Raw genomic sequence first — 24,870 nt, forward strand, 5'->3', positions numbered from 1 at the left:
TTTTGATCATATATTTCATCCAAAAGCAAGAGGGCGCACACAATGAAACTCGCAACATTCAAATCCGGCGGTCAGGAAAAGGTCGGGATCGTGCATTCCGGCGACGGCAAATTGTTCGATCTCGCTGCGGCGGCCAGCCGGAACGGCACCGCCAATCCGGCCTTCGCTTCCATGCTTGCCCTGATCGATGCCGGCGAAGGCGCGCTCGAACAGGCATCGGCGGTGTTCGACAAGCACGGCAAGGACGAAGCCTTTTCGGTATCAGCTGCAACGGCCGAGATTCTCGCGCCGATCCCGGAGCCACGGCAGATGCGGGACGGCATGTCGTTCCCGCTGCACATTCTCCAGGCCCCGCGCGGCCAGCTCAAGCTCGCCGCACGCGCCAGGAACGACATGGCGGAACTGGCGCGGATCGAGGCCGAGCCGCTCGGTGAATTGCCGGAGGTCTATCGCAAGCAGCCGATCTACTACATCACCAACCGCTTCAGCGTCCGCGGCACCAACACCACCGTAAAGTGGCCGCGCTACAGCCAGGTGATGGACTACGAATGCGAATTCGGCATCATCACGAAAAACAAAGGTGCCAACATTTCCGCCGCAAAAGCCAAGGATCACATCTTCGGTTATACGATCTTCAACGATTTTTCTGCGCGCGACGCCCAGCGTATCGAAATGGAGGGGCGGCTCGGTCCCGCAAAAGGCAAGAGTTTCGATGGCGGCAATGTGATGGGACCGTGGATCATCACGCCGGACGAAATCGGAGACCCCTACAAGCTCAAGATGGAAGTGCGCGTCAACGGCGAGATGCGCTCGCAAGGGGTTTCCGATGGAATGCTGTTTTCATTCGAGGAGATTATCGCACATGTCACCAGGGACGAGACCCTGATGCCCGGCGAATTCATCGGCTCCGGCACGGTCGGCAATGGCTGCGGACTGGAACTCGGCTGGTATCTCGAACACGGCGACAGCGTCGAGCTTGAAGTCGAAAAGATCGGTATCCTGAAGAACCGGGTCGAACGGCAATAGGCTGCCGCGACCACGCCAGCACAACAAGAACCAAAAACATTCAGCGAGGAAACGCCAATGGCGCGCAAGTTGATCGACATCTCCGTTCCCCTGCAAAACGATGTACCGGCCGATCCGCCGGGCGGTCATCCGACCATCCAGTACATCGACCATCAGCAGGGCCTGCCGCGCATGCTGCAGTTCTTTGACGGGCTGAAGGCCGAAGACCTGCCGGACGGGCAGGGCTGGGCGGTCGAGCAGGTTCAGCTCTCGACCCACAACGGCACGCATCTGGATGCGCCCTGGCACTTCCATCCCACCATGAACCGCGGTGAGCGATCCTGGACCATCGACGAAGTGCCGCTGGAATGGTGCCTGCAGCCGGGGGTGAAGCTCGACTTCCGGCATTTTGCCGACGGATATGTGGCGACCGCCAGGGACGTGGAGAACGAGCTCAAGCGTATCGGTCACACGCTGTCGCCGCTGGAAATCGTGGTGGTCAATACCAGCGCCGGCGTCAAATACGGCCGGCAGGATTACGTCACCTCGGGCTGCGGCATGGGCTATGAGGCGACCATGTATCTTCTGGAGCGCGGCGTGCGGCTGACCGGAATCGATGGCTGGAGCTGGGATGCGCCGTTCGTCTACACCGCAAAGAAATATGCCGAGACCAAGGATGCCAGCCTGATCTGGGAAGGCCACAAGGCCGGCCGTCACATCGGCTATTGCCACATCGAGAAGTTGCACAACCTCGAGCAACTGCCATCGACCGGATTCATGGTGTCCTGTTTCCCGGTGAAAATCGAACGTGCCTCGGCGGGCTGGACGCGGGCCGTCGCTATTCTCGACGAGTAGCTCGATCGCCAGCGAGAAAGGCCGAGAGGAATTTCATGATGGAATGCCTCCAGCCTGTTGGCAGATGCGTCTGCGGGAGTGAGTCCGCTTTGTCGAGCTAAGCCCGCGCCGCGGCTCCAACCTCGTGGGGCACTGGTACTGACCACAGCGGGCGCGTGCCGCAACGCGGACACTGCGCATGTCGATTGAGCGCAGCGCGCTCATGCCAGACCTGAGGTCAAGCCAAGCCACCTGTTGCGCGGTAGAAGTTTCAAATTTGCGCCAAAGAAAAAGGCGTGCCGGTTGTCCGGCACACCTGATTGTTGATTAGACCGTGCGTAAACTTTCGCCGATCAGTCCGGTATCAGTAATACCTGCAGACGCGAACGCCGTAGGCATTCCACCAGCAGCGCGGTCCGCCGCGCACCACGGGAACGCCATAGTAGCCGTAGCCCCGGCCATAATAACCACGGCCGCGACCCCAGCCGCCGCCGCGATAGAAACCACGACCTCCGCCGCGACCCCACCCGCCGCCACGGCCTCGTCCACCGCGGGCTTCCGCCGGCGAGGTCGTTGCACCTACCAGAACGGCAGACGTGCTGGCGACGTAGACGAACAACAAGGCGAGCGCTGCAAGACAACGCGTCAGGATATTGTAGCGTTTAGCCATTCTAGAATCTCCTGGTCACTTTCTAAACCACCTGGACTTCCGCACTATCAAACTTAGACGCTCGAAAATGCTTTTGGTTCAGATGAGCTAAGATAATATCTTTACTAAGGTTCTTCAGGCAATTCGGGACTTTATTAAGACGGAAAGATAAGGTCAAGTTACACTCCGGCTTGCGACGAATTCTCGCGTTGCGCCGTTCATCTTTGTTCATCTTCGTTCATCTTTCCGTACGACAATTGTGCACTGCAGAATTACCGAAACGAAAACTCGGCAAGACAAACCAGCCGTAAAACCAGGCAAGAAAAACCAGGCAAGCCCAAGCCAACAACTTGAAGTCGACACGATCTCGCGCACGACGGTCCCCCGCCTTAAAGAGTATCCATGCCCAAACAGCACACCTATGTCCTCGGCCTGAACACCTACGACCATGACGTGAGCGCCTGCCTGTTGCGCGACGGCGCCATCGCGTTCGCGATCGCCAAGGAGCGGATCACGCGGGTCAAGCACGCGTCCGGCTTCTACAAGGAGGTGATCGATTATTGCCTCGAGGCAGAAGGCATCACGCTGGATGACGTCGATCTGATCGTTCGCAATTGCTACATCATGCCGGTAGGGGAAATGGAAGAACGGCTGGTCTATTTTGACGCGCCGGGCTTCCTTCCCGAATTTGAACGGGACGATGCGGCCAAGCACCCGTTGTATTTGTCTCACTCGGACAAGGTGGTGACGATCTCCCACCATCTGGCGCACGCTTACAGTGCGTTCGCGGTATCGCCGTTCGAGGAAGGCGTGGTGATGATCGTCGATGGCGTAGGCAGCTATCAGTCCGACGTCATGGAGTCCTATCCCTCGAGCGACACCGCAACGCCGCTCGCGCGCGAATCCGAGAGCTATTACAAGTTCAACGGATCGACGCTCGAATGCCTCAAGAAGGTTTTCATGGAGCCGGACCGCGGCTTCCTGAGCGATGAATTCTACAACATGCCGGGGATGGGCGCGCTCTACAGCCGGGCATCGACCTACATCTTCGGCGACTGGAATAAATGCGGCGAGCTGATGGGGCTTGCGCCCTATGGCCGCCACAACCAGGTCAAGAGCCTGATGGGGCTGACCGACGGCACGCTGCAGGTACCGCACTGGACCACCGATCTCAAGCAGCCCTACGTCCAGGACGGCAGCAACTGGGAAAAGAGCCCGGCAATGCGGCACTGGGAGGATCTGGCCTGGCGGGTGCAGGACGATACCGAGAACGTGCTGCTTGCCCGCGCGCGCTGGCTTCGCGAAACCACCGGGGCCAAGAACCTGACGATGGCCGGTGGTGTCGCCTTGAACTGCGTGGCCAATGGCCGGCTCGCCCGTGAAGCCGGTTTCGACAATATCTGGATCCAGCCGGCGACCGGCGATGACGGCATTGCGATCGGCTGCGCCTATTACGGCTGGCTCGAGATCCTGAAGCAGCGCCGCAACTTCGTCATGGAGCATTCCTATATCGGCAGGCCCTATAGCGATGCGGATGTCGCGGCTGCGCTGCAGCGGTTTCTGGTGCGCATCCAGATCGACGCGAGACGCAGCGACAATGTTTGCCGCGATACTGCGAAGCTGCTCGCCGATCAGCGGGTGATCGGCTGGTTTCAGGGCGGCTCGGAGTTCGGCCCGCGGGCGCTCGGCAACCGCAGTCTGCTCGGCGATCCTCGCAAGCCCGAGATGAAGGACATCCTGAACAGCCGCGTCAAGCACCGCCAGGCGTTCCGCCCGTTCGCGCCAATCGTATTGGCCGAGCGGATGAAGGACGTTTTCGAGGGCGACGCGGATTCCCCGTTCATGCTGCTCGCCAAGCCGGTTCGCCCTGAATGGCGCGACAAGATTCCGGCGATCGTGCATGTCGACGGAACGGCCCGCGTCCAGACCGTGCGCGAAGCGACCAATCCGAGGCTGTACCAGTTGCTGAAGGAGTTCGACGCGCTGACCGGCGTTCCCGTGCTGATCAACACGTCCTACAACATCAAGGGCGAGCCGATCGTGGAAACGCCCCGCGACGCGGTGGCCTGCTTCCTGACCACGGGGGTCGACCACCTGATCATGCACGACACGGTGGTATCGAAGACCGCCATGCACAAGATCGTCGGACCGCTGGTCGATACCTACTACGACGTGACGAACCTGGTGTCGGCGACCGCCCGGCCGGCCTGAGGGCCGTGAGGGATTGAAGCAGCCTTGATCAAGCCGCCTCGTTCAGGCGGCGGCTTTCGGCGCCGCCGGCTTGGGCAGCGGCTTGTCCTGCCGTTTCGACCAGGAAATGTAATAGGCGACGATGGTCATGATCGCGATGCCGGTTACGCTGACGAAGATCTGCGCGAACAGCGAGCCGGAGCTCAGCGACAGCTGGAAGTGCCCGACGAACGACAGGAACACGCCGACGCAGAACACCGCGAGCGACTGCTGACCGCAGACGATCAGCGGATCGAATATCCTCCATTCCAGCGCCGGCCAATCCTTCGGGATGAAACGGATCACCAGGATCACGATCACCACGAAATGGATGAAGCGGTAGGGCGCCAGATTGGTCTTGTCGTTCGGATTGAACATCGAATAGAGCCAGTGCGGGAACATGTTTCCGAAATCCGGAAACCTGCCGGCCATCGTCATGACCAGCCCCAACAGCATGTAGGCGATACAGAAATACAGCGTCAGCGGGTGATTGATCACCGCCGCCGACCGCCGCGCGCCGCCGAGCGCGCACCAGGAGCCGAACACGAACAGCACCTGCCAGGCGAACGGGTTGAAGTACCAGGTTCCGGCGGGATAGGCCGCCAGGTTCCAGCCGGTTTGCCGCGACACCAGCCACAGCACGATGGCGGCGACCATGGTCCAGTTGGGCTGGCGCAGCATCATCCACAGCACCGGCGGGAACAGCCCCATCAGCACGATGTAGAGCGGCAGCACGTCGAGATTGACCGGCTTGAATTTCAGGAACAGGCCCTGGCGCAACGTTTCGGTCGCGTTGTCGACCAGGCCGACGACGTTGAACTCGTTGACGAGCTCGGAATCGCCAAACCGCAGCGCGAGGTAGCTGATCGAGGCGATATAGATCACGAACAGGATGATGTGGGCGACGTAGAGCTGCCAGACGCGCTTGGTCAGCCGCGTGGCGCCGACGATGAAGCCGCGGTCGAGCATCATCCGGGCATAGACGAAGGAGGCGGTATATCCGGAAATGAAAACGAACAGGTCGGCCGCGTCGCTGAAGCCGTAGTTGCGGGTCGTGATCCAGTTCACCACGTTGTCCGGGATGTGATCCAGATAGATCGCCCAGTTCGCAACCCCGCGAAACAGGTCGAGCCGGAGGTCGCGTCCTTTTTCGGGCAGGGTGGCGTTGATTTTCATGGGAGCCGCTTCGATGTGATGCTGTCGGGACGATCGCGCCGCCGGACCAAGCCTTGAATCAGGCCTCGAACCATACGCTGGCCGCAGGGCGGACGAAGATTGTCACAGTGCAGCATAATGACTATACCGGTCCGGAAATGGTACATCCGGGGTTATGGAATCACCGATCAAATCCCTGAAAGGTGTCTCTATACTATCCCGGCCGTCTGCGCCAAACGTCTGCAAGTCTCGTGTCTTTAAGTCGCACATCTGTGAAGGTTCGACCATCCATGACCGCACGCATTTTTAAGCCCGCCAAAAACGCGATGCAATCGGGCAGGGCCAAGACCCGGGAATGGCAGCTTGATTACGAACCCGAGCAGCCCCGGGCCATCGAACCGTTGATGGGCTGGACCTCTTCCGGAGACATGAAACAGCAGCTCACGCTGCATTTCGATAGCAAGGAAGACGCGGTGGCCTATTGCGAGCGCAAGGGCATTCCCTATCAGGTGATCGAACCCAAGGACTCCCTGCACCGCCAGGTCGCCTATGCCGACAATTTCGCGTTCCGGCGCGGCGAGCCTTGGACCCACTAAGCTCTGAACCCACTAAGTTCTGAACCCACCGAGTCCTGAACCCATTGAAGCGCCAGGGATCGGTTCAGGGACTATTTGCTGGGTTCGGATCCCCCGGGATTGGCAAGGGCGCATCCTTCGCGACGCCAAGGACCGGCAGGCTTCTGATGGTCCGGACCTCGGGCATGGCGGCGAACTGCCGAAGCTGCTGATGCATCCCCTCGACGTCGGGCGCGACGCATTTGAGTAAAAAGTCCGCTTCTCCCGAGATGCGCCAGCTTTGCAGAACCAGCGGCAGGGCCGCAATCGAGGCCTCGAACGCTTCCAGCGTCGCCTTGGCCTGGCTCGCCAGCTGGATCGATACGAACGACACGACCTCGTAGCCGAGCACCTTCTCGTCGATCGTGGCGCGGATCGCCTTGATCACGCCGCGGCTGCGCAGGGACCGCACCCGCCGCAGGCAAGGCGGCAGGGACAGGCCGACACGACTGGCCAGTTCGTTGATCCGGATGCGTCCATCCCTCTGAAGCTCGGACAATATCTTCAGGTCGATGTCGTCGAGCTTGTGATTGGCTGTCATGGCTGCTCGTCCGCGCTCAAGAGTCCGCCGCTGCTAGACAGCTGCAACACGCCGTGGCTTGCGGATGCTGCGGGCAGGGGCGTTCGCGGCCTGCGGCGACACGCCCGACAGCACCAGTTTCTCATGGGCGGCGATGATCGCGTCCCTGGTCAGGCGTCCGCCCGGCCGGTACCAGGTACAAAGGCCGGTCAGCAGCGCCAGGATCGCAAACGTCGCCACCTTGACGTCAACGACTTCGAAGGCGCCTTCGGAAACGCCCTCCGAGAGGATACGCGCCAGCCGCGCCTCATAAGCGCTGCGCAGCGCCACGATCGCCTCATAGTTCTTCGGCTCAAGGCTGCGCAGCTCGGAATTGGCGATGAAGACCTCGCGCTTGCGGCTCATGTGGTAGGTGACGTGGAATGCGACGAAGGTGCGGAGCTTTTCCTCCGGACTTTGCTTTCCTTCCAGCGCGAGATCGAGCTGACGAATGAGCTCGTTGACGTGGTCCTGCACCAGCTCGAACAGCAGTTCCTGCTTGGTGCTGATATGATTGTACAGCGACCCCACCTGGATCCCGACCTCGGCGGCGAGGTCGCGCAGGCTCATCGCGGAATAGCCCTGTTCGAAGATCAGGCGCAGCCCGGCCTTGCGGATCGCTTCCAGCGTCTTCGGGCCATAAGAGCCGATCGTGCGTGCCATTTTGGTCCCCGGGCGGTCGAATAAGTCGCCTGTAAAGATACAAACGACCGTATGTTTATTGCATGAGATGTGAGGAATTTCAACGGCATAACGTGCCATTTTGGCGGAAAATCGAAAACGATGACCATCCTCTTGCAGCTCCATTAAAAAAACGTATGATCGTTTTTAATTCGGAGGAGACGTGATCGTGCAAACGGGCCGACAATCCCGGCTGCCGGGACACTTCGCCGCAAAGATGGTACAGCCTGTCGCGCCGTTTCGCGAGAGGTCTTGTCCCGTCAGTCCTAGAGGCTACGCACCACCGCCCGTCACTCAAAGAAACGATAGGCCATGTCGCTTCATTCAACGATCGATCCCACGTCCGCCGATTTTGCCCGCAACGCCGAAGTGATGCGCGGCCTCGTCGCCGACCTCAGAGAAAAACTCAAGGTGGTTGCCGGCGGCGGCGGCAAAACCTCGCGCGCGCGGCATACCTCGCGCGGCAAAATGCTGGCGCGCCAGCGTGTCGACCTGCTGGTCGATCCCGGGACCGCGTTCCTCGAATTGTCGCCGCTGGCCGCCCACGGCCTCTATGGCGGCGACGTCCATTCCGCCAGCGTCATTACCGGGGTAGGGCGCATCTCGGGCCGCGAATGCGTCATCGTCGCTAACGACGCCACCATCAAGGGCGGCACCTATTATCCGATGACGGTGAAGAAGCATCTGCGCGCGCAGGACATCGCGCGGCAGAACAATCTGCCCTGCGTCTACATGGTCGATTCCGGCGGCGCGTTCCTGCCGCTGCAGGACGAGATATTTCCCGACGAGCGGCATTTCGGCCGCATCTTCTACAACCAGGCGCAGATGTCGGCGCAAGGGATTCCGCAGATCGCCATCGTGATGGGCTCCTGCACGGCCGGCGGCGCCTATGTGCCCGCGATGTCGGACGAGAGCATCATCGTGCGCAACCAGGGCACGATCTTTCTCGGCGGACCGCCGCTGGTAAAGGCCGCGACCGGCGAGGTGGTCACGGCCGAAGAGCTCGGCGGCGCCGACGTGCATTCGCGGCAATCCGGCGTCACCGACCATTACGCGCAGAACGACGCCCATGCGATCGGGATCGCGCGGCGCATCGTCGCCACGCTGAAGCCGCCGACGCGCGCCACGCTCAACATGCGCGAACCGCGCGAGCCGCTGTTTCCGGCGGAGGAAATCTACGGCGTGGTTTCCGCCGACGGCCGCAAGCCGTTCGACGTTCATGACATCATCGCGCGGATCGTCGATGGTTCCGAGTTCGATGAGTTCAAGAAGCTTTACGGTACGACCCTGATCTGCGGCTTTGCCCATATCTGGGGCTATCCGGTTGGCATCATCGCCAATAACGGCATCCTGTTCAGCGAGAGCTCGCTGAAGGGCGCGCACTTCATCGAATTGTGCTGCCAGCGTAATATCCCGCTGGTGTTCCTGCAGAACATCACCGGCTTCATGGTCGGCAAGAAATACGAAGCCGGCGGCATCGCGCGCGACGGCGCCAAGCTGGTGACGGCGGTGGCGACCGCCGGGGTGCCGAAATTCACTGTCGTGATCGGCGGCTCCTATGGCGCCGGCAATTACGGCATGTCGGGGCGGGCCTACAGCCCGCGCTTCCTCTGGATGTGGCCGAACGCCCGCATTTCGGTGATGGGCGGCGAGCAGGCGTCGATGGTTCTGGCCCAGGTGCGGCGCGACGGTATCGAGGCCAAAGGCGACACCTGGTCGGCCGAAGAGGACGAGAAGTTTCGTGCGCCGATCCGCGCCCAGTATGAGAGCCAGGGCAGTCCGTATTATGCCACCGCGCGGCTGTGGGACGATGGGGTTATCGATCCCGCCGACACGCGGCTGGTGCTCGGCCTTGGATTGTCCGCGGCTGCCAACGCGCCGATCGAACCGACGAAATTCGGCCTGTTCAGGATGTGATGCAGGAACTCATGATGGACCGCTCGAAACTATACCGGCGTTTTCGCACGCTGTTGATCGCCAACCGCGGCGAGATCGCCTGCCGCGTGATCCGCTCCGCCCGCGCCATGGGGCTGCGCACCGTGGCCGTCTATTCCGAGGCCGACCGCGACGCCATGCATGTCGCCATGGCCGATGAGGCCGTGCTGCTCGGGCCGGCGCGGGCCCGTGACAGCTACCTCAACGTCGAGCGGGTCATTGAGGCCGCGCGCCAGACCGGCGCCGAAGCGGTGCACCCCGGCTACGGGTTCCTGTCCGAAAATGCCGAGTTCGCGCAAGCCTGCCTCGACGCCGGCCTGGTGTTCGTCGGTCCGACCGCCGCGATGATGACGGCGATGGGCTCCAAATCCGGCTCAAAGGCCTTGATGGAAAAGGCCGGCGTGCCGCTGGTGCCCGGCTATCACGGCGAAGCCCAGGATGAGGCTGTTCTGGCAAATGCCGCCGACAAGATCGGCTTCCCGGTGCTGGTCAAGGCCTCCGCCGGTGGCGGCGGGCGCGGCATGCGCGTGGTCAATTCGGCCGGTGAATTGGCGGCGGCCATCGTCAGTGCCAAGCGCGAAGCAAAAGCGGCGTTCGGCGACGATCGCATGCTGATCGAAAAATTTGTCCTCAATCCTCGCCACATCGAGGTGCAGATCATCGGCGACAGCCACGGCAATCTGCTGTCGCTGTTCGAGCGTGAATGCACACTGCAGCGGCGGCATCAGAAAGTGATCGAGGAAGCGCCGTCGCCGACGCTGGACGCCACCCAGCGCGAGGCGGTCTGCGCCGCGGCGCGCAAGGCGGCTGCGGCGGTCAATTATGTCGGCGCCGGCACCATCGAATTCGTCTCTGACGGCAAGGAGGTGTTCTTCATCGAGATGAACACGCGCCTGCAGGTCGAGCATCCCGTGACCGAACTGATCACCGGCGTTGACCTTGTGGAATGGCAGTTGCGGGTGGCGTTCGGCGAGAAGCTGCCGCTGGCGCAAAATGAGATCAAACTGAACGGCCATGCCATCGAGGCGCGGGTCTATGCGGAAAATCCGCAGAAGAATTTTATGCCCTCGGTCGGCCGGATCAAGACCTGGCGCACGCCCGACGCTGTCGATGGCCTCCGCATCGATGCCGGCTATCGCAGCGGCGATGCGGTGTCGCCCTATTACGACGCGATGCTCGCGAAAGTGATCGCGTGGGCGCCGACGCGGCAGGCCGCGATTGAGAGGCTCAACCGCGGACTGGAAGAGACCGACGTCCGCGGCATCGTGACCAACATCCCGTTCCTGTCGGCGCTGGTGACGCACCCGCAGGTTCGGGCGAATACCATCGACACCAGTTTTATTGAACGCGAATTGAAGGGCCTGACGGACCCGAAACACGCGTGCGGCAATCTTGAACTCTGTGCAGCGGTCGCCGCTATCGTCGTCGAAGAGCGCAAGGTCGCAGCCAAGGAGGGCCATTCGCCGTGGCAGGCCTTTGGCTGGCAGCCGGTCGGCCAGCGGCAGCGGGTGTTCGCGCTTCGCCAGGGCCAGGGCGCCGAGCAGAAGGTCACCCTGGACTATGGCAACGGAGCGTCGACGCTGTCGATCGGCGATCGCCATTTCGTTTTCACGACGTCGCTTGCCGATGATGGTGGTTTTGATCTGACGCTCGACGGGATGAAATCCCATGTCGTCGCGGTCATCGAGGGTCACGAACTGTATCTTCGCACCCGCAACGGCCGTTTCGACCTGCATTGGGTCGATCCGTTCGGCGGTGAGACCGAGGAGCATGTCGGCGAGGACAAGATCGTGGCGCCGTTGCCGGGCACCGTGGTGGCTCTGCTGGCCGAGGAGGGCGCGACGCTGGAGAAGGGGGCTGCGATCCTGACGCTGGAAGTCATGAAGATGGAGCAGACCCTGCGCGCGCCGTTTGCCGGCGTATTGAAGAAGATCAAATGCAAGGTCGGCGATATCGTCGGCGAGGGCGTCGAACTGGCCGAAGTCGAACCGGTTGCGTCATGAGCAATTCGGTCCGCATCATCGAGATGGGGCCGCGCGACGGCCTGCAGAACGAGAAGGCGCCGGTCAGCGTCGAGGCGCGCATCGCCTTTGTCGAGGCGCTGGTAGCTGCCGGGCTCTCGACCGTCGAGGTTGGCGCCTTCGTCTCGCCGAAAGCGATCCCGCAAATGGCGGGTTCAGATCAGGTGCTGCGCGGTGTCAGCCATGTCAAGGACACCGAATTCCACGTCCTGGTCCCGAACGAGAAGGGCTATGACGCCGCGCGTGCCGCAGGAGCTGAGGTCGTCTCCGTATTTGCTGCCGCATCTGAAGGCTTTTCACGCGCCAACATCAACTGCTCGGTCGCGGAGTCGATCGAGCGCTTCAAGCCGGTGCTGACGCGAGCCAAGGCGGATGGCGTGAAGGTGCGCGGCTATATTTCCTGCGTGCTCGGCTGTCCGTTCGACGGCGAGATCAAGCCGAAGGCGGTCGCCGATCTCGCCAGGACATTGTGGGATCTCGGCTGCTACGAGATATCGCTTGGCGACACCATTGGGGTCGGCACGCCCCTCAAGGCCAAGCAGATGTTGCGTGCGGTCGCCGCGGAAGTGGCGACGGACAAGCTCGCGATGCATTTCCACGACACCTACGGCCAGGCGCTGGCCAATCTCTACGCCGGCATGGAGGAGGGCGTTCGCGTGATCGATTCCGCCGCCGGCGGTCTCGGTGGCTGCCCCTACGCCCCCGGCGCGACCGGTAATGTCGCGACCGAGGACGTAGTCTATTTGCTCGAGGGCATGGGGATCAGGACCGGCGTCGACATGACAAAGCTGCTCGCGGCGACCAATGAGGTCAGCCGCTTGATCGGCAGGCCTCCAGTTAGCCGCGTCGCGTCGGCATTGAACGCAAAGACGCGCGCCGCGAAATAGACCGCCTAGGCGGCCTTCAAGCCGACATTCGGCAGCATCGGCCGGTTCTTCAGCGCCTTCGCCATGATGGCTTCGACCTCCACCTTTTCGTGCGGCAGCAGGGCCAGCCGCGGCGGACGGGTCAGCGCGGTGCCGCGGCCAATGATGTGCTCGCAAAGTTTGATGCACTGAACGAGGTCCGGACGGGCATCGAGATGCAGCAGCGGCATGAACCATTCGTAGAGCGGCATCGCTTCGGCGTAGCGTCCGGCCTTGGCGAGGCGGAACAAGGTTTCCCCTTCGCGCGGGAAGGCATTCGACATTCCGGATACCCAGCCGACCGCGCCCATGGCCACGCTCTCGACGATGACGTCGTCGAGCCCGGCAAACAGCACGAAGCGATCGCCGACCATGTTGCGAGTGTCGATGAAACGCCTGGTGTCGCCGGAAGAATCCTTGAAGCACACCACCGTCTCGACGTCGGCGAGCGTGGCGAGAATATCCGGCGTCACGTCGTTCTTGTAGATCGGCGGGTTGTTGTAGAGCATGACGGGCAGATCGGTCGCCGTTGCGACCGACCTGAAGTGCGCGGCGGTCTCGTGCGGCTTGGACGAATAGACCAGCGCCGGCATCACCATGATGCCGTCGATGCCGACCCGCGCGGCTTCCCTGGCGGTTTCCACCGCAAAGGCCGTCGTGAACTCGGCGATGCCGCACAACACAGGAACTCGACCGGCCGCGACCGACTTTGCCGTCTCCATGATGGCGATTTTTTCCTTGCGCTCGAGCGAGGTGTTCTCGCCGACCGAGCCGCAGATGATCAGTCCGGAGACGCCGTCGCGGATCAGGCCGTCCATCACCTTCGCCGTTGCGTTGATGTCGAGCGACAGGTCGTCATGGAATTGCGTGGTAACGGCCGGGAAGACGCCTTCCCAGGAAATGCGTGGGCTCATTGTTTCGCTCCGATTGGATTTTTCCGGCGGATTCGCTGAATCCGCCGAGATTTGACTGGAAGAACGATGGTAAGGGTCAGAGCGTCGCGCCTACCTTGCGCAGCTCGGCGAGAACCGGCGCCTTGGGCAGCCAGATCTTGTCGAACTCGGCAATGACAGCCTCGGTATCCGCCGTCGCGACCTGCCGGATCGGGATCGGCGCGTTGCGGAAGTTCTCGATCAGCTTGGGCTCGTTGCCGGCGAGTTCGTCGATCTGGGCATCGAGCGTCGATTTGACGGTCTTGGCGATCAGCTCCTTGTCGGCTGCCGGCAGCGACTGCCACACGCGGCCGGAGACGACGGCTGCCATCGGCATGAAGACGGCGTTCATCTGCAGGATGACCTTGGCGACCTTGTCGAAGCGCTGGTTCCAGGAGAATTCGAGGTCGGCCTCGAGGCCATCGACCTGGCCGTTCGACATGGCGTCGAACACCTGCGGCGTCGGGATCGGTGTCGGCGCAGCACCCAGCGAAGAATAGAAGTCGCGATAGACCGGCGTCGGATTGATGCGCAGCTTCATGCCTTTGATATCGGCCAGACCAGTCAGGTCCTTGGCCGAGAAGATCGCGCGCATGCCGGTGATGCCCCAGCCCAAACCGATGGTTCCGGTTTCCTGCGGCAGCACGTCGAACAGTTTGACCGCCGCGGGATGGCGGACGAACTTGGCCACCGATGGCGTCGAACGCACGATGTAGGGCGCATTGATCGCGGCGATGTGCGGCACGCGCGAACCGAGTTCGGCGGCCTGGATGAAGCCCATGTCGAGTGCGCCGGATTGCAGCTGCTGCATCATGGCCGGCTCGTTGCCGAGCTGCCCGGAGTGAAACACGGTCATGGTCAGGCGGCCGCTGGTGGCAGCCTTCAGGTCCTCGCCGAGCTTGAGCGCGGCCTTGTTCCAGGAATGCCCGTTGGGGGTGATGAGGCCGAGGCGAAACTCCTTGGCCTGGGCCAGCGCGAGCGAAGGCGCGAACAACGGCACGGCCGCGCCGGCGGCAAGAAATCGACGACGTGAAATGGACATGGCAAGGCTCCTTTGATTTGGGCTTTTCACTTGATGAGGACGAGGGACAGGAAGGGATAGAGCGAGAGCAGCACCAGCAGGACGCAGGAGATCCCGAAAAAGGGCAGCGTCACGATGAACATCTTGCCCGGCTTGGCGCCGGTGACGGCGGCGGCGACGAAGAAGCACAGGCCCACCGGCGGCGACAGCAGGCCGAGCACCAGATTGATCACCACCACCACGCCGAAATGCCGGGGATCGATGTGATAGATCTCGGTGGCGACCGGCAGCAGGATCGGCACCGTCATGATCAGGCCGGGAATTCCGTCGATCACCGTGCCGATCACCAGCAGGATGGCGTTGCAAAGCAGCATGAAGCTGATCGGATCCTTGGCAACCGACTGGATCCACGCCGCGGTTTCCTGCGGCACCTTCCCGAAGATCAGCACCCAGGAGAACACGGCCGCGGCCGCCACCAGAAACAGCACGATGGCCGAATAGATGCCGGAGCGCAGCATCATCTGCGGCAACTGCGAGAATTCGAATTCCCTGGTCCAGTATTTTCCGATCAGGGCCGCCGCGACTGCGCCGACGGCCGCCGACTCCGTCGCATTGGCGAGGCCCCCAAGGATCGAGCCGACGATGACGATCGGAATCAGCAGTGTCGGACAGGTGCGCAGGATCGTCGCCACGCGCTGCCGCGGCGTCTGATATTCGGCGCGCGGGTAGTTGTAGACGTAACCCATCAGCGCAATGACGAGGCAGAACATCACCGTGAGGATCACGCCGGGCACGATGCCGGCGATCAGCATGTCGCTGACCGAGACCTGCGCCAGCACGCTGTAGACCACGAACATCACGGATGGCGGAATGATCGGCCCGAGCATGCCGCCATAGGCGGTCAGGCCCGCCGCAAAGGTCCTGTCGTAGCCCTTCTTCTCCATTTCCGGGACCATGATCTGCGCCATGATCGCGACCTGCGCGGTCGCCGAACCGAGGATGGAGGAGATGAACATGTTGGCGAGGATGTTGACGTAGGCCAGCCCGCCCTTCAGCGAGCCGACAAACGCCATCGCCATGTCGACGATGCGCCGGGTAATGCCGCCGCCATTCATGATTTCGCCGATCAGGATGAACAGCGGTATCGCGATCAGTCCGTAACTGTCGACGCCGCCGAACAATTGCAGCGGATAGGATTGAAACAGCACCGGATTGCCCGACGCGATGATGTAGACGAAGCCGGCGAGACAGAGACATAGACCGATCGGCACGCCGACCAGCATGATCACCATGAAGGCGGCCGACGTGATCATCAGTTGACCCCGTCGAGCTCGGAGAGCTGGAAGCCCTTCAAGGCCGTTCGTGGCACGAGTTCGAGGTCCTCGAGCAAATTGGCGATGCCGTGGATCGTGATCGACACGGCAAAGATCGGCAGCGTCAGATAAACCACCCAGGTCGGCCAATTCAGCGTCTGGGTGCGCTCGGTGTAGAGGAAGTTGAAGGTCTCGCCGGCAAATTTGCGGGCGTCGAAGCCGGCGCGGGCGAGGCCAACCGGGTCCATCCAGAGCCAGCAGGTGGCGATCAGCGACACGCCGAACACCACGACCATGCCGGTTGCGATCACCTTGGCAAGCTTCTGAGTTCGCGCCGAAAGCCGTTCGGTCAGCATGGTGACGGCAAAATCGAGTCTCAGCCGGGTCATCGCGGAGGCGCCGATAAATGTCAGCCAGACCACGCAATAGACGGCCGATTCATCGATCCAGTAGATCGGAAAATGCGAATAGCGGGTGACGACGTTCACCAGGATCAGGGCCGTCAGCAGATACATCAAGCCCATCAGGGCAAGGCGCTCGCATGCGAGCAGGGCGCCGGAGGCCCTGACCGCGACGCTGCGGGCGCTGAACGCCGGCGCATCGGAAGCCGCTTGTTCGGTCATGGGGAGCCCCGCAGCCCGCGAAATTTGCCGTGCATTCGCAAAATGTATAATTTATACAATCTTGCTGTCAATGGAGATTGCAGGGCGAATCGTGGGCCTTCCACCGGCTTTGTGCTGGGGCGAACCACTTCAACGTGCGAAACAAGACCGCCTCGACTGGAGGGCCGGCGATGAAGACGGAAGATCAAATGAAAGTCCCGCTCAAGCACCGGACCTTGTCGGCTGCGATCGTCGACCAGCTCAGGCAATCGATTCTCGACGGGACCTATCCGGCGGGATCCCAACTGCGGCAGGACGCGCTGGGCGACGCCTATGGCGTAAGCCGCATTCCGGTTCGTGAAGCGCTGTTTCAGCTCGAAGCCGAAGGCCTGGTACGGATCGTCCCGCAAAAGGGGGCGATCGTTTCGGAACTGTCGCTCGACGAAATCAACGACGTGTTTGATCTGCGCCGGATCCTGGAGCCGCGGCTGCTGGCGCAATCCGCACCTTGCTTTGCCGCCAAGGACCTCGACGGGTTGGACGATATCCAGAAGCGCTTCGAGAAGGCGATCAAGGCACGCAACGTCAGCGAATGGGGGCAGCTCAATGCCGAGTTTCACATGGCGCTCTACGCGCAGGCACGCCAGCCGCGGACCAAGGCGATCGTCATCGCGCTGCTGCAAACCAGCGACCGCTACACACGCCTGCAACTATCCAACACCAAGGCGATGGGCATCGCTGAAAAGGAGCACGCCCATCTGATCGCGCTGTGCCGGGCGCAGCAAATCGACGAGGCATGCCGGTTTCTGGAGCAGCATATCGAATCCGTGAGAGCGGATCTGTTGCACGTCGTCGGCGGCGGCTCGATCGCAGTTCGTTCCAAGCGGGGAACGCGGGCAGGCGAATAGTGCGAACGCATCAGGCTGCGACGTCGCTTGCGAGCTTCAGCAGATTGGCCGACGTCGCCGTCGCGGCACTGTAGTCCTTCCACGCGGTATCGCGCGCGATGTCGCGCCACATGGCGACGGTTGCCGCATCGAGCGCGGTGACTTTGGCGCCGGCCTTCTCATACACCTTGGCGACTTCGATGTCGTCGTCCTGCGCACCCGTCTTGCCGAAGGCTTCGAGGTCAGCGCCGACCGCGCGAATGATGTCCTGCTGGTTCTTCGGCAGCTTGTCGAAGCGCGCTTTCGACATCAACAACGGCTCCAGCATGAACCAGTAGGAGGCGCCCGCGCCCGAGGTCAGCGATTGTGCGACCTCCTCCAGACGGAACGAGATCAGGCTGGTGGACGAAGTAATTCCGGCATCGCAGGCGCCGCTCTGCATCGCCGCATAGAGTTCGTTGGACGGTACCGAAAGCACCGCTGCGCCCGCGGTCAGCAGCACCATGTCCATCTCGCGCGAACCGCCGCGAACCTTGAGGCCCTTGGCGTCTTCCGGAGCGACGATCGGCCTGGAACGGCTGGCGACGCCACCGGCCTGCCAGACCCAGCTCAGCAAGATGATGCCCTTGTCGGCCAGGAAGTCGGTCAGCGCCTTGCCGACGGCGTGCGTTTTCCAGCGCAAGCCCTGATCGTAGGTCGAAACCAGTCCAGGCATCAGGCCGATATTGGTTTCCGGCAATTCGCCGCCGGCATAGGGAAGGGGATAGAGGCTCAGATCAAGATCACCTTTACGCATCGCCGAGAATTGCGCGTTGGGCTTGATCAGTGATGAGTTCGGATAAACCTCGGCCGCGATCTCGCCGCCGCTGCGCCTGGCGACTTCCTGCGCGAACGTACGGCACAGGCGGTCGCGGAAATCACCCTTGTCGATGCTGCCGCCCGGAAATTGATGCGAAATCTTCAGCCTCGTTGTGGCGTGTGCGGTACCCGTGCCGAAGCGAAGGATGGCAGGCGCGGCGAGCGCGGATCCGAGAACATGGCGGCGTGTGAGCATGGTTCTCCCCTGAATTCCATCCTTGATCGACGTGACCAAGCCGGCCTTGAGCGCAGCTTAACCGGCTGCCGTGCGTTGATTTCCTGTTCTGATCGTTCGAGCCAGCCTGTCGCTCAAGGCAGCAGTGGCTGATTCCAGAGCCAGACTTCAAGGTCTGCCGCAGTGCACACGAGGATGGGGAGGGTTTTGTGGGCTCGTCAACCATGCGTTCGCCTCCGTTTCTCGGGACGCGTGCGCTGGCCTGCTTCAATTATCCGCTATGGCGGTAACGCCTCTCCTGCCGCCGTCCAGGACAATAAGCGCAAGGACGGACCCTCGAAGAACGACTCGCTGCTCAACACGCCGAGGAGTGCCACTAAGAAGGACAGGACATGATGAAGGCAGATGCCATCAAGCGACGGCCGGATGGCGAAAGACGGCATGAATAATAGCCAAGCCGTCGTTTGTTTTTTCAATCGGGCTCGCCCGCGCGGAGTCTTGCGATTTCCGGCGCGGATGCCCTCGCCCGAACGAGCGCGTTACCGCTTCTTGCCTTTGGCGCCCTTGCGGGCCGCGTAGCGCGCATCGCGCTTGGCCTTCGCTTCGGCCTCGAGGGCTGCCTGTCTGGCGGCCTCTTCTTCCTTTTCGCGGGCGAGCTGGGCGGCAGCCGCGGCCGCAGCTGCTTCCTCGAGCGCCCTGGCTTCGGCCTTGGCGGCTTCGCGGGCTTCCTTGGCCTTGGCGCGGGCGGCCGCCTGCGCTTCGCGCTCGGCCTGACGCTGCTTCACCTCCGGATCGTCAGGGCCGGGCTGGGCCTTGAACTTGTTCAGGATGTTCTGTCTCGCTTGCTGGGCGGCCTTCTGGCGGTCGGCGAAGCTGGGTTCCTTGAATCCACTCATAAAAGGGGCCTTGTCGTTTTCTTGATTGGTTGTGAAACGCAGGGGATTGGCGGTTTGCGCTTCAGTAGGTGAACCGGCGACAAAATGCCAGCGCCGAAGGGGGCAAACAGGGAGATTTCCGTGAACGGCCCGGTTGGTCGACCGATGCCAGTGAGCGCGCTGGCCGCCCTGGCCGGAGCGCCGATGGCGTGTGCCTCGACACAGGCGGCAGCAGCGCCGGCTAAAACCGGTTCCGAGCCGAGCCAGGCAGTGGCTGTTCTAATCGTCCCTGAATTGGTCGCGGCGGCCGCCCGGACCGAGAATTTTCGCAACCGTAACGGCCGTCATCGCCACGCGATCGGAAGTCCGCTGGGCTTCCAGCCTGTCGCGAGCTCTCTCCTTGATCATGAGATCGATGAGTTCGAGCCGCTTGGCATCGTCGGTCGCTTCAGCCAGTAGTTTTCGATAGCGATCGTAGTCGTAGCCCACTTCCTGCTCGCTCATGGCACGCTCCGCACACGCGCTTTCCCCAAACCAACAATGTTGATCAACCGCTCGGCGCGCGCAACGGATTTGCGGGACTTATACCCTTGCCGCGCATCTTGGCGTGCGAGTGTTGCAGAATTGATCCGGCAGATAGCGCACAGGTTGTGGCGCGGTCGGATGTCAGGAGAGGAGCCCGATACGATCGGTAACGCCGTCCCGGCTGGGGCCGGAACCTGCCGGGTGCAATCGGTCGCACCCGAAAGCTGAAAATCTGTGAGTTCGCTCACATTAGGACGGCCGGCGCGAGCCTATGTTGCGGCAGGTCCTGAAAGGAGTGACCGCCATGATCCCGAATTGGTGCACCCTTAAGAATGTCGTTCTTGCCGCAGCGATCGTTTTGTTCGCCTGCGTCGCGGGCGGTGTCGCGATCGGAATGGCGTATCCGGAGCCGGTGTCCAGCGCCGCGCTCGGGCCGGATTGGCAGTGCAGCCGGATGGCGTTTGTCTGGACCACCTGCAGGAGGCTGACGCACGCCAAATCTGCATCGGTTCGTGTAACGAGGGAACCGGCCTGCACGCGAATCCGGACGTAGGCGCGAACCTACGCTGAGCTACTACGAAGCCGGTCTAGATGATGGTCGTGAGCACAAACGCGTGCCACGCGCTCCAGTCGATTCCATCGAAACTGCGTGCATACATGGTCTCCGTGCCGGTGCCAGCGCCACCACGAAGCCAGACATCGTCGAGATCGGCGGCGCTAACGTCGATTGCGATACCGGCGGCCCAGTGGGAATTCGCAGGCGTCCAGAAGTAGCCGCTGCTGGCGCCTGAGCCACCATCCCAGAACTGGTAGGCGGGCCGCGCCAAGCGAGCCGAGCGCTTCAGCGATCGCCGGCTCGCGCGCGCGACGATCGGTACCAGATCGACATGATGTCCGAATCCGACGCTGACTTCGCGTTCGAGCATTGGCATCGCAGGGAGCCTCGTATGCGAGCGATGACGCAAATGCTGGTGGCGCGTCACCGTGCGGAGATTGGGCGCGTAGCGGCCGCGCTGCTGGTCCATGAGACGCTGGGCGCTGATGCTATCGACGCGATGATTATTGCGTAGCCCTGCCGGATCACGCCGGCGGGCTGCGAAGAAACCGAGAACCGGGCAAGCGTCCGCGGAAAATCTGAGAGCCGGCTAACTGAGCTTGTCCCGTCGGACGCCCCGCCGGTTCACGCCGGCGGGTTTGGTGCGGTCCTAATTCGAACACTTGCAAGCCGAATTTAGGACGCTTTAAGTTCCACCCATGATCCGCGAGCGTTCCCGTTTAGAGCGCGCGGGTATCTCCAAAGGGGTAGGTATGTTCCGGTATGTTCGCGGCTTCGCGGACTTCCTCAGCGTACTGCTCCCTAATGCGGTGCAGTATCTCGGCCATCGATGGTTGGTCTTTGGGAGGTTGGCTCATCCGGTGGATCATACCCCAAGTCGGTAAACCGATCCCAACGTCACACTGAAATGGCAGTGTAGACAAATAAAAACCCCGTCCGGGGGGCTAGCGCGGACGGGGTCATTCCAAAGCGCTCCCGGCGGCGTTTTGATGAGCGCCACCGTAAAGCCTAACAGCGGAGTTTATTGCCGGGAAGTAGATTCGGGAAAACTTGGTATTAGTACCGAGCGAGACCGAAGCGTGCATGCCAATGATCAGGCAGCTGGTTTTCTTATCGTCGCGCTTTGCTTGTAGGCTCGTTGCGCTCTAAACCAAGCAATGCGCTTCGGGCTTTTTTCCAGCGACGCTCAGCCTCCTTCAAAAGGGGCTTGTCCAGGGGATCGACATGGATGAAACGACGCCGTTCAGTCTGGGCGCGGAGCGCTTCCCTCGCGATAACATCAGCGACGTTAACAGACTTTCGGGTGGTCATGATGTTTTGATGCAACCTGGCTGCCAGAGTTCTGCCCATTAAGGGGCATACAAGCCATGCCGCGCAAATCACAACCCGGTCAGTAGCTAACCACCTGGGGCGTGGCCGCGCAGGTTGGTTTCGTCCATGTGCGGTGATCTCGCTCACACTAGCACCTGTGACCTGTCACCTAGGGAACAGGGGCACGACCGACACTCCTGCGACTACTCGGCTTGAGAAGGGAATGGTCTCTTCTCAGGAAACAGGAGATTTCAATGAGTGAGCTAAACGACGTCAGCTTGTCAGCACTCGAACTCGACGTGGTCTCGGGTGGCTTGAAGTTGCAGCTCGGTGGACTTGGTATCGACATTGGCGAGAACGGTGTCGCATTAGGCATCTACATAAACGGCGTTGGCGGTGTCGCGATCGGGAGGTATGCCTGTGGGGTGCTGAAGGGCGTGGGCGGCGGTTGCATCTGATCCGCGTGGGCGAGCGCATCAGATCGAACTCCATCCAACGCTACCCCGGTGCGCTACTGGATGTTTTTGAAAAAGGCCCGCCGGGTCACGCCGGCGGGTTTATCGTATGTGAGCCGCCTCACGGTTAGACCGCTCTCCGTTCGCCATACTCGCTCGACATCAACGGTGCACAGCGCCACAACACGGAGCGGGACAATGAAGACCGAGCAGGGTCAATTGAGCGACAAAATCTCCGACAAAGAACTCGAAAACGTCACCGGAGGGCGCAAGGCCGGCGAAGGACAGAAGGACTTCCTCGTTGTGAAGATGAAAGAGGCCTTTGTGTCTAGCTATAGCCTTTGATCCCGAAGCCGCCGCAACCTGGGAAGGCCGCTTCTCGTATTTTTCGCGGCTCGGTATCTGATAGTTGATCTTCCCGTTGGTAAAGTGCCCAGCCGCGGCAGTTCGACCGCGCCATGGTTCGATCCTCAAAAAACTCTAGGAGGTCCTGGCGTGCAGCCAGAAGGCTTCAACGGCACTCATCCTCCGAAACCAAACCGGATGGCCTGCCGCGATAGCCTCTAATGCTCCGGCGACCATGTCGATCTCGTAGCCAAGATACTCGTGAAGGATATCGCGTTCCTCTGCGTTCATTCGCGGAAGTCTCCTACAAGCAGACCAAAAACTGAAACCGCTGTGTCGCCTCCGTGTCGCATGGACTGGACGGGACTAAGCGGGAAGGCTTGATATCAAATGGTTTTCTTCAACAGAGAACGCGACACGATTTTTTCGAGAATGAGGCTGTCTATCCCTTTGAAATCATTGGCGATCCCAGCAGGATTCGAACCTGCAACCCACGGAGTAGAAATCCGCTCCGGGTCCAATGATATCAATGACTTGGCGAATTCGTGCTGTTCGTGTGCCGTTACGACCCCAAAAGGCGCAATTCGATCCCTTCGGCCGCGCGCTGATCAGCTTCAGCGTCGGCGAACAGGTGGCCGTACCCGGTGGCGCGCTCCAGCGCTCGGAGAACGACGTGATGGAGATATGAAGACCAACTCCCAAGGAGGTTACCCTCGGCGTCTGACACGTAATCGGGCCAGGCAGTTCCCTCGGCTTCATGTTCGATAGCGTAGCTAAGTAGCGCGACAGCACCGCCCAAAGACAGGTTGGGTGTGCTTAACCGCTTGTAGGTGAGTTCTTCTGTCCTCTGCCAACGGCAGATCGATTCCTTGTTGAAGTCGATCCACCGCGGATCATCGGTCTCAACGAGCTCTAACTCATTGCCCCACTGAGTACTCATCCTTTTCTCCTGCGGAATGATGGCGCACCAGTGATCATCGAGGACGCAATGCTCGTCGTAGTCTCTCTCCGCCTCTTTATGTGCCTCAATCAGCGCGAAGATCGGATCGGGCTCGGCCAGCTTTGGCATAGATGCGAGCGCGACAGAGGGGGCGGCCACCAGCGCGGCTGCAGAGGGAAGCGCAACGGCGGCTGCCCCAGCTTGGAGAAAAGCGCGCCTGTCGAGCCCTGAGGGGCTTTGGGATGGGTTCATCATGTTATCCCTCCCTCAAGCCGTCTCGAGGACGGGAGACGCGACTGCGCCACCATTCAGCGTGCGCGGGTGGTCGACATCGACCAGCGACGGGGCCAGCCCGTCACGCTCGGCGGCCTCGAATGCAGCCCTAACGATGGGGTCGCGAATGAGCTGGGATAGTTTTATATGATTGGTAGCTCGGGCCATGGGGTACTCCTTGGCTTGGGTTAGAGCCGGGCAAGTGTTCCAGCACTTGCTCGGTTCGTCATTTTATGGCACCATCAAATCATGAAGTCAACAATAAATAGCGCTAAAAAATCCAAACGTGGCAGGCCCCCCGTCGAGAGCGAGGCCGTCAACGTCCGCATGGCTGTTGACGCACTGCAAAACATCGATGATTGGCGCCGGAAACAGGACGACCTGCCCGGCCGCCCCGAGGCTATCCGCCGGCTTGTCGAGATCGGGCTGAAGACCAAGGGCAAATGATGGCTAAGCAGGCGCTCATTTACACTGTCGAAGTCGACGGTAAGCCAATCCTGGCATTTGACGGTCACGCCCGGGAAGCCGCCGAGCTATGCAGGGAAGCGTGGTTTCGATCGGACCTCAACGAGCTCTCTTCAAACGGAGATCCGCTCTGTCTGCCCGGTTCAACGATCAAGACGCGGATAGCGAACGAAGACGAGATGGCAGCGTATCGGGAGGCCGCCAAAGAGGCGAAGGCGCCTGATGAGATTTTATTTGCCTATCTCGTTGAACTAGACGGGATGCCCGAATGAACAGGCTGCGGCGCTACCATGAGAAAGTGCCGCACGGTGAACCTCCCGCGCGCGTGGCCTATGCGACCAGTAGGGCTGCTCTGCCTAAAGGTGCTGAGTGGGCCGAGGACGTCACTTTCAATGCTGGCGATGCAATCCTAACCGATCCGTTGCTGAAAGATGTCTACAAGGAAGCTATTCTGAAGGGATGCGCGACGGTGACGGTAAAATGAGCGCCGAACTGTATCGCAATAATGCCGACGATTGCCGACAGCGCTCGTTACAAGCCCGCACGCCGGCCGATAAGGCAAACTGGCTCAAAATAGCGGAAGAGTGGCAAAAGCTCGCGGAGGAAGTCGACGCCGGCAATATTTGTGAAATAGGGCTGAAGGCGAAGGGTACATGAACGAACTCGAGCCAGAGACAGCGTCTCAGCAATGGCTTTGGTTTGGCCTGACGCTGTTTGCGATGTCGCTGATTGCCTGGGTTACGACCGCTT

30 protein-coding genes and 1 tRNA gene are annotated in these 24,870 nt (G+C 61.3%); 15 read left to right on the forward strand and 16 right to left on the reverse strand.

Annotated elements, in window-relative coordinates:
* Positions 1-42 precede the first annotated feature (42 nt).
* Both JQ641_RS06405 and JQ641_RS06410 read left to right on the forward strand, forming a co-directional pair.
* Positions 43-1,026: a fumarylacetoacetate hydrolase family protein gene (locus JQ641_RS06405; protein ID WP_211995099.1), complete on the forward strand. Its 984-nt coding sequence runs from the start codon at positions 43-45 to the stop codon at positions 1,024-1,026.
* A 57-nt stretch (positions 1,027-1,083) separates the two neighbouring features.
* Entirely contained in the window at positions 1,084-1,860 is a 777-nt protein-coding gene (locus tag JQ641_RS06410; protein ID WP_211995100.1) for a cyclase family protein, read from the forward strand.
* Positions 1,861-2,203: 343 nt separating this feature from the next.
* Here JQ641_RS06410 and JQ641_RS06415 read toward each other — a convergent pair whose 3' ends face one another.
* Positions 2,204-2,509, reverse strand: a complete 306-nt coding sequence (locus JQ641_RS06415; protein WP_211995101.1) for a hypothetical protein — start codon at positions 2,507-2,509, stop codon at positions 2,204-2,206.
* 381 nt (positions 2,510-2,890) lie between these two features.
* Here JQ641_RS06415 and JQ641_RS06420 point away from each other — a divergent pair, with 381 nt between their 5' ends.
* On the forward strand, positions 2,891-4,699 hold the full coding sequence (locus tag JQ641_RS06420; protein WP_211995102.1) for a carbamoyltransferase family protein: 1,809 nt from the start codon (positions 2,891-2,893) through the stop codon (positions 4,697-4,699).
* 42 nt (positions 4,700-4,741) lie between these two features.
* Here the strand turns inward: JQ641_RS06420 and JQ641_RS06425 are convergent, their stop codons facing one another.
* The gene (locus tag JQ641_RS06425; protein WP_211995103.1) at positions 4,742-5,893 is read right to left on the reverse strand and encodes an OpgC domain-containing protein; all 1,152 of its coding nucleotides are present in this window, start codon (positions 5,891-5,893) and stop codon (positions 4,742-4,744) included.
* A 269-nt stretch (positions 5,894-6,162) separates the two neighbouring features.
* Here JQ641_RS06425 and JQ641_RS06430 point away from each other — a divergent pair, with 269 nt between their 5' ends.
* A complete protein-coding gene (locus JQ641_RS06430) occupies positions 6,163-6,468 on the forward strand; it encodes an ETC complex I subunit (protein WP_211995105.1) in 306 nt (101 codons plus the stop codon).
* Positions 6,469-6,532: 64 nt separating this feature from the next.
* On the opposite strand, the gene JQ641_RS06435 is transcribed toward JQ641_RS06430, so the two are convergent.
* Both JQ641_RS06435 and JQ641_RS06440 read right to left on the reverse strand, forming a co-directional pair.
* Positions 6,533-7,027 carry an Lrp/AsnC family transcriptional regulator gene (locus JQ641_RS06435; RefSeq protein WP_211995107.1) on the reverse strand — a complete coding sequence of 165 codons (495 nt, stop codon included), beginning with the start codon at positions 7,025-7,027 and terminating at the stop codon, positions 6,533-6,535.
* Positions 7,028-7,060: 33 nt separating this feature from the next.
* Positions 7,061-7,708 (reverse strand): TetR/AcrR family transcriptional regulator, encoded by a 648-nt coding sequence (locus JQ641_RS06440; RefSeq protein WP_211995110.1) that lies wholly within the window; start codon positions 7,706-7,708, stop codon positions 7,061-7,063.
* A 330-nt stretch (positions 7,709-8,038) separates the two neighbouring features.
* Here JQ641_RS06440 and JQ641_RS06445 point away from each other — a divergent pair, with 330 nt between their 5' ends.
* The 3 genes from JQ641_RS06445 to JQ641_RS06455 are packed head-to-tail and all read left to right on the forward strand — an operon-like array spanning position 8,039 to position 12,569.
* Entirely contained in the window at positions 8,039-9,643 is a 1,605-nt protein-coding gene (locus JQ641_RS06445; protein ID WP_211995112.1) for a carboxyl transferase domain-containing protein, read from the forward strand.
* 14 nt (positions 9,644-9,657) lie between these two features.
* Positions 9,658-11,664 (forward strand): acetyl/propionyl/methylcrotonyl-CoA carboxylase subunit alpha, encoded by a 2,007-nt coding sequence (locus JQ641_RS06450; RefSeq protein ID WP_211995270.1) that lies wholly within the window; start codon positions 9,658-9,660, stop codon positions 11,662-11,664.
* Positions 11,661-12,569, forward strand: coding sequence for a hydroxymethylglutaryl-CoA lyase (locus tag JQ641_RS06455; protein ID WP_211995115.1), 909 nt, complete (start codon positions 11,661-11,663; stop codon positions 12,567-12,569). The genes JQ641_RS06450 and JQ641_RS06455 overlap by 4 nt, the downstream gene beginning before the upstream one ends.
* A gap of 5 nt (positions 12,570-12,574) precedes the next feature.
* Here JQ641_RS06455 and JQ641_RS06460 read toward each other — a convergent pair whose 3' ends face one another.
* From JQ641_RS06460 to JQ641_RS06475, 4 genes are all read right to left on the reverse strand, one after another.
* Entirely contained in the window at positions 12,575-13,501 is a 927-nt protein-coding gene (locus JQ641_RS06460) for a dihydrodipicolinate synthase family protein (protein ID WP_211995117.1), read from the reverse strand.
* Positions 13,502-13,577: 76 nt separating this feature from the next.
* Positions 13,578-14,561 (reverse strand): TRAP transporter substrate-binding protein, encoded by a 984-nt coding sequence (locus JQ641_RS06465; RefSeq protein WP_211995119.1) that lies wholly within the window; start codon positions 14,559-14,561, stop codon positions 13,578-13,580.
* A gap of 26 nt (positions 14,562-14,587) precedes the next feature.
* Positions 14,588-15,853: a TRAP transporter large permease gene (locus JQ641_RS06470; protein WP_211995120.1), complete on the reverse strand. Its 1,266-nt coding sequence runs from the start codon at positions 15,851-15,853 to the stop codon at positions 14,588-14,590.
* Positions 15,853-16,476 (reverse strand): TRAP transporter small permease, encoded by a 624-nt coding sequence (locus tag JQ641_RS06475; RefSeq protein ID WP_211995122.1) that lies wholly within the window; start codon positions 16,474-16,476, stop codon positions 15,853-15,855. Before JQ641_RS06475 ends, JQ641_RS06470 begins: the two co-directional genes overlap by 1 nt.
* Before the next feature lie 188 nt (positions 16,477-16,664).
* Here JQ641_RS06475 and JQ641_RS06480 point away from each other — a divergent pair, with 188 nt between their 5' ends.
* On the forward strand, positions 16,665-17,363 hold the full coding sequence (locus JQ641_RS06480) for a GntR family transcriptional regulator (RefSeq protein ID WP_192735812.1): 699 nt from the start codon (positions 16,665-16,667) through the stop codon (positions 17,361-17,363).
* A gap of 10 nt (positions 17,364-17,373) precedes the next feature.
* Here the strand turns inward: JQ641_RS06480 and dctP are convergent, their stop codons facing one another.
* From dctP to JQ641_RS06500, 4 genes are all read right to left on the reverse strand, one after another.
* Complete coding sequence (gene dctP, locus JQ641_RS06485; protein ID WP_211995124.1) at positions 17,374-18,396, reverse strand: TRAP transporter substrate-binding protein DctP; 1,023 nt, start codon at positions 18,394-18,396, stop codon at positions 17,374-17,376.
* A 518-nt stretch (positions 18,397-18,914) separates the two neighbouring features.
* Positions 18,915-19,271, reverse strand: coding sequence for a DUF6481 family protein (locus JQ641_RS06490; RefSeq protein ID WP_211995125.1), 357 nt, complete (start codon positions 19,269-19,271; stop codon positions 18,915-18,917).
* 258 nt (positions 19,272-19,529) lie between these two features.
* Positions 19,530-19,754 (reverse strand): hypothetical protein, encoded by a 225-nt coding sequence (locus tag JQ641_RS06495; protein ID WP_211995126.1) that lies wholly within the window; start codon positions 19,752-19,754, stop codon positions 19,530-19,532.
* 608 nt (positions 19,755-20,362) lie between these two features.
* The gene (locus JQ641_RS06500; RefSeq protein WP_249150225.1) at positions 20,363-20,707 is read right to left on the reverse strand and encodes a hypothetical protein; all 345 of its coding nucleotides are present in this window, start codon (positions 20,705-20,707) and stop codon (positions 20,363-20,365) included.
* Between the two features lie 15 nt (positions 20,708-20,722).
* Between JQ641_RS06500 and JQ641_RS38440 the strand changes: the two genes are divergently transcribed.
* From JQ641_RS38440 to JQ641_RS06510, 3 genes are all read left to right on the forward strand, one after another.
* Positions 20,723-20,845 carry a hypothetical protein gene (locus JQ641_RS38440; protein ID WP_283815168.1) on the forward strand — a complete coding sequence of 41 codons (123 nt, stop codon included), beginning with the start codon at positions 20,723-20,725 and terminating at the stop codon, positions 20,843-20,845.
* 1,051 nt (positions 20,846-21,896) lie between these two features.
* Complete coding sequence (locus JQ641_RS06505; RefSeq protein WP_211995127.1) at positions 21,897-22,100, forward strand: hypothetical protein; 204 nt, start codon at positions 21,897-21,899, stop codon at positions 22,098-22,100.
* 195 nt (positions 22,101-22,295) lie between these two features.
* On the forward strand, positions 22,296-22,442 hold the full coding sequence (locus JQ641_RS06510) for a bacteriocin (protein WP_211995128.1): 147 nt from the start codon (positions 22,296-22,298) through the stop codon (positions 22,440-22,442).
* Positions 22,443-22,577: 135 nt separating this feature from the next.
* On the opposite strand, the gene JQ641_RS06515 is transcribed toward JQ641_RS06510, so the two are convergent.
* The 4 genes from JQ641_RS06515 to JQ641_RS06530 all read right to left on the reverse strand — a co-directional run bounded on the left by JQ641_RS06515 (position 22,578) and on the right by JQ641_RS06530 (position 23,823).
* On the reverse strand, positions 22,578-22,733 hold the full coding sequence (locus tag JQ641_RS06515; protein ID WP_211995129.1) for a hypothetical protein: 156 nt from the start codon (positions 22,731-22,733) through the stop codon (positions 22,578-22,580).
* Between the two features lie 169 nt (positions 22,734-22,902).
* Positions 22,903-22,970: transfer RNA gene (locus JQ641_RS06520), tRNA-Ser, on the reverse strand.
* Between the two features lie 34 nt (positions 22,971-23,004).
* Positions 23,005-23,637, reverse strand: coding sequence for a hypothetical protein (locus tag JQ641_RS06525; RefSeq protein WP_211995131.1), 633 nt, complete (start codon positions 23,635-23,637; stop codon positions 23,005-23,007).
* A 12-nt stretch (positions 23,638-23,649) separates the two neighbouring features.
* On the reverse strand, positions 23,650-23,823 hold the full coding sequence (locus tag JQ641_RS06530) for a hypothetical protein (RefSeq protein ID WP_211995133.1): 174 nt from the start codon (positions 23,821-23,823) through the stop codon (positions 23,650-23,652).
* A gap of 81 nt (positions 23,824-23,904) precedes the next feature.
* Here JQ641_RS06530 and JQ641_RS06535 point away from each other — a divergent pair, with 81 nt between their 5' ends.
* From JQ641_RS06535 to JQ641_RS06550, 4 genes are read left to right on the forward strand one after another with little or no spacing between them, the layout of a single operon-like run.
* Complete coding sequence (locus JQ641_RS06535) at positions 23,905-24,102, forward strand: hypothetical protein (protein ID WP_211995135.1); 198 nt, start codon at positions 23,905-23,907, stop codon at positions 24,100-24,102.
* Positions 24,099-24,392 (forward strand): hypothetical protein, encoded by a 294-nt coding sequence (locus JQ641_RS06540; protein WP_211995137.1) that lies wholly within the window; start codon positions 24,099-24,101, stop codon positions 24,390-24,392. The genes JQ641_RS06535 and JQ641_RS06540 overlap by 4 nt, the downstream gene beginning before the upstream one ends.
* A complete protein-coding gene (locus JQ641_RS06545) occupies positions 24,389-24,604 on the forward strand; it encodes a hypothetical protein (protein WP_211995139.1) in 216 nt (71 codons plus the stop codon). The genes JQ641_RS06540 and JQ641_RS06545 overlap by 4 nt, the downstream gene beginning before the upstream one ends.
* Positions 24,601-24,777, forward strand: coding sequence for a hypothetical protein (locus JQ641_RS06550; RefSeq protein ID WP_211995141.1), 177 nt, complete (start codon positions 24,601-24,603; stop codon positions 24,775-24,777). Before JQ641_RS06545 ends, JQ641_RS06550 begins: the two co-directional genes overlap by 4 nt.
* Positions 24,778-24,870: the final 93 nt, after the last annotated feature.

The organism is Bradyrhizobium sp. JYMT SZCCT0180 (assembly GCF_018130165.1).
Taxonomy (GTDB): Bacteria; Pseudomonadota; Alphaproteobacteria; order Rhizobiales; family Xanthobacteraceae; genus Bradyrhizobium.

What these genes read in the sequence shown, in the direction of transcription:
- JQ641_RS38440 (WP_283815168.1), top strand. Translation starts at nt 20,723, where the DNA reads ATGCGAGCGATGACGCAAATGCTGGTGGCGCGTCACCGTGCGGAGATT.
- JQ641_RS06480 (WP_192735812.1), top strand. Translation starts at nt 16,665, where the DNA reads ATGAAAGTCCCGCTCAAGCACCGGACCTTGTCGGCTGCGATCGTCGAC.
- JQ641_RS06410 (WP_211995100.1), top strand. Translation starts at nt 1,084, where the DNA reads ATGGCGCGCAAGTTGATCGACATCTCCGTTCCCCTGCAAAACGATGTA.
- JQ641_RS06510 (WP_211995128.1), top strand. Translation starts at nt 22,296, where the DNA reads ATGAAGACCGAGCAGGGTCAATTGAGCGACAAAATCTCCGACAAAGAA.
- JQ641_RS06490 (WP_211995125.1), bottom strand. Translation starts at nt 19,271, where the DNA reads ATGAGTGGATTCAAGGAACCCAGCTTCGCCGACCGCCAGAAGGCCGCC.
- JQ641_RS06415 (WP_211995101.1), bottom strand. Translation starts at nt 2,509, where the DNA reads ATGGCTAAACGCTACAATATCCTGACGCGTTGTCTTGCAGCGCTCGCC.
- JQ641_RS06445 (WP_211995112.1), top strand. Translation starts at nt 8,039, where the DNA reads ATGTCGCTTCATTCAACGATCGATCCCACGTCCGCCGATTTTGCCCGC.
- JQ641_RS06505 (WP_211995127.1), top strand. Translation starts at nt 21,897, where the DNA reads ATGAGTGAGCTAAACGACGTCAGCTTGTCAGCACTCGAACTCGACGTG.
- JQ641_RS06475 (WP_211995122.1), bottom strand. Translation starts at nt 16,476, where the DNA reads ATGACCGAACAAGCGGCTTCCGATGCGCCGGCGTTCAGCGCCCGCAGC.
- JQ641_RS06500 (WP_249150225.1), bottom strand. Translation starts at nt 20,707, where the DNA reads ATGCCAATGCTCGAACGCGAAGTCAGCGTCGGATTCGGACATCATGTC.
- JQ641_RS06545 (WP_211995139.1), top strand. Translation starts at nt 24,389, where the DNA reads ATGAACAGGCTGCGGCGCTACCATGAGAAAGTGCCGCACGGTGAACCT.
- JQ641_RS06515 (WP_211995129.1), bottom strand. Translation starts at nt 22,733, where the DNA reads ATGAACGCAGAGGAACGCGATATCCTTCACGAGTATCTTGGCTACGAG.
- JQ641_RS06525 (WP_211995131.1), bottom strand. Translation starts at nt 23,637, where the DNA reads ATGATGAACCCATCCCAAAGCCCCTCAGGGCTCGACAGGCGCGCTTTT.
- JQ641_RS06450 (WP_211995270.1), top strand. Translation starts at nt 9,658, where the DNA reads ATGGACCGCTCGAAACTATACCGGCGTTTTCGCACGCTGTTGATCGCC.
- JQ641_RS06420 (WP_211995102.1), top strand. Translation starts at nt 2,891, where the DNA reads ATGCCCAAACAGCACACCTATGTCCTCGGCCTGAACACCTACGACCAT.
- dctP (WP_211995124.1), bottom strand. Translation starts at nt 18,396, where the DNA reads ATGCTCACACGCCGCCATGTTCTCGGATCCGCGCTCGCCGCGCCTGCC.
- JQ641_RS06460 (WP_211995117.1), bottom strand. Translation starts at nt 13,501, where the DNA reads ATGAGCCCACGCATTTCCTGGGAAGGCGTCTTCCCGGCCGTTACCACG.
- JQ641_RS06495 (WP_211995126.1), bottom strand. Translation starts at nt 19,754, where the DNA reads ATGAGCGAGCAGGAAGTGGGCTACGACTACGATCGCTATCGAAAACTA.
- JQ641_RS06550 (WP_211995141.1), top strand. Translation starts at nt 24,601, where the DNA reads ATGAGCGCCGAACTGTATCGCAATAATGCCGACGATTGCCGACAGCGC.
- JQ641_RS06540 (WP_211995137.1), top strand. Translation starts at nt 24,099, where the DNA reads ATGATGGCTAAGCAGGCGCTCATTTACACTGTCGAAGTCGACGGTAAG.
- JQ641_RS06440 (WP_211995110.1), bottom strand. Translation starts at nt 7,708, where the DNA reads ATGGCACGCACGATCGGCTCTTATGGCCCGAAGACGCTGGAAGCGATC.
- JQ641_RS06465 (WP_211995119.1), bottom strand. Translation starts at nt 14,561, where the DNA reads ATGTCCATTTCACGTCGTCGATTTCTTGCCGCCGGCGCGGCCGTGCCG.
- JQ641_RS06455 (WP_211995115.1), top strand. Translation starts at nt 11,661, where the DNA reads ATGAGCAATTCGGTCCGCATCATCGAGATGGGGCCGCGCGACGGCCTG.
- JQ641_RS06535 (WP_211995135.1), top strand. Translation starts at nt 23,905, where the DNA reads ATGAAGTCAACAATAAATAGCGCTAAAAAATCCAAACGTGGCAGGCCC.
- JQ641_RS06425 (WP_211995103.1), bottom strand. Translation starts at nt 5,893, where the DNA reads ATGAAAATCAACGCCACCCTGCCCGAAAAAGGACGCGACCTCCGGCTC.
- JQ641_RS06470 (WP_211995120.1), bottom strand. Translation starts at nt 15,853, where the DNA reads ATGATCACGTCGGCCGCCTTCATGGTGATCATGCTGGTCGGCGTGCCG.
- JQ641_RS06430 (WP_211995105.1), top strand. Translation starts at nt 6,163, where the DNA reads ATGACCGCACGCATTTTTAAGCCCGCCAAAAACGCGATGCAATCGGGC.
- JQ641_RS06530 (WP_211995133.1), bottom strand. Translation starts at nt 23,823, where the DNA reads ATGGCCCGAGCTACCAATCATATAAAACTATCCCAGCTCATTCGCGAC.
- JQ641_RS06435 (WP_211995107.1), bottom strand. Translation starts at nt 7,027, where the DNA reads ATGACAGCCAATCACAAGCTCGACGACATCGACCTGAAGATATTGTCC.
- JQ641_RS06405 (WP_211995099.1), top strand. Translation starts at nt 43, where the DNA reads ATGAAACTCGCAACATTCAAATCCGGCGGTCAGGAAAAGGTCGGGATC.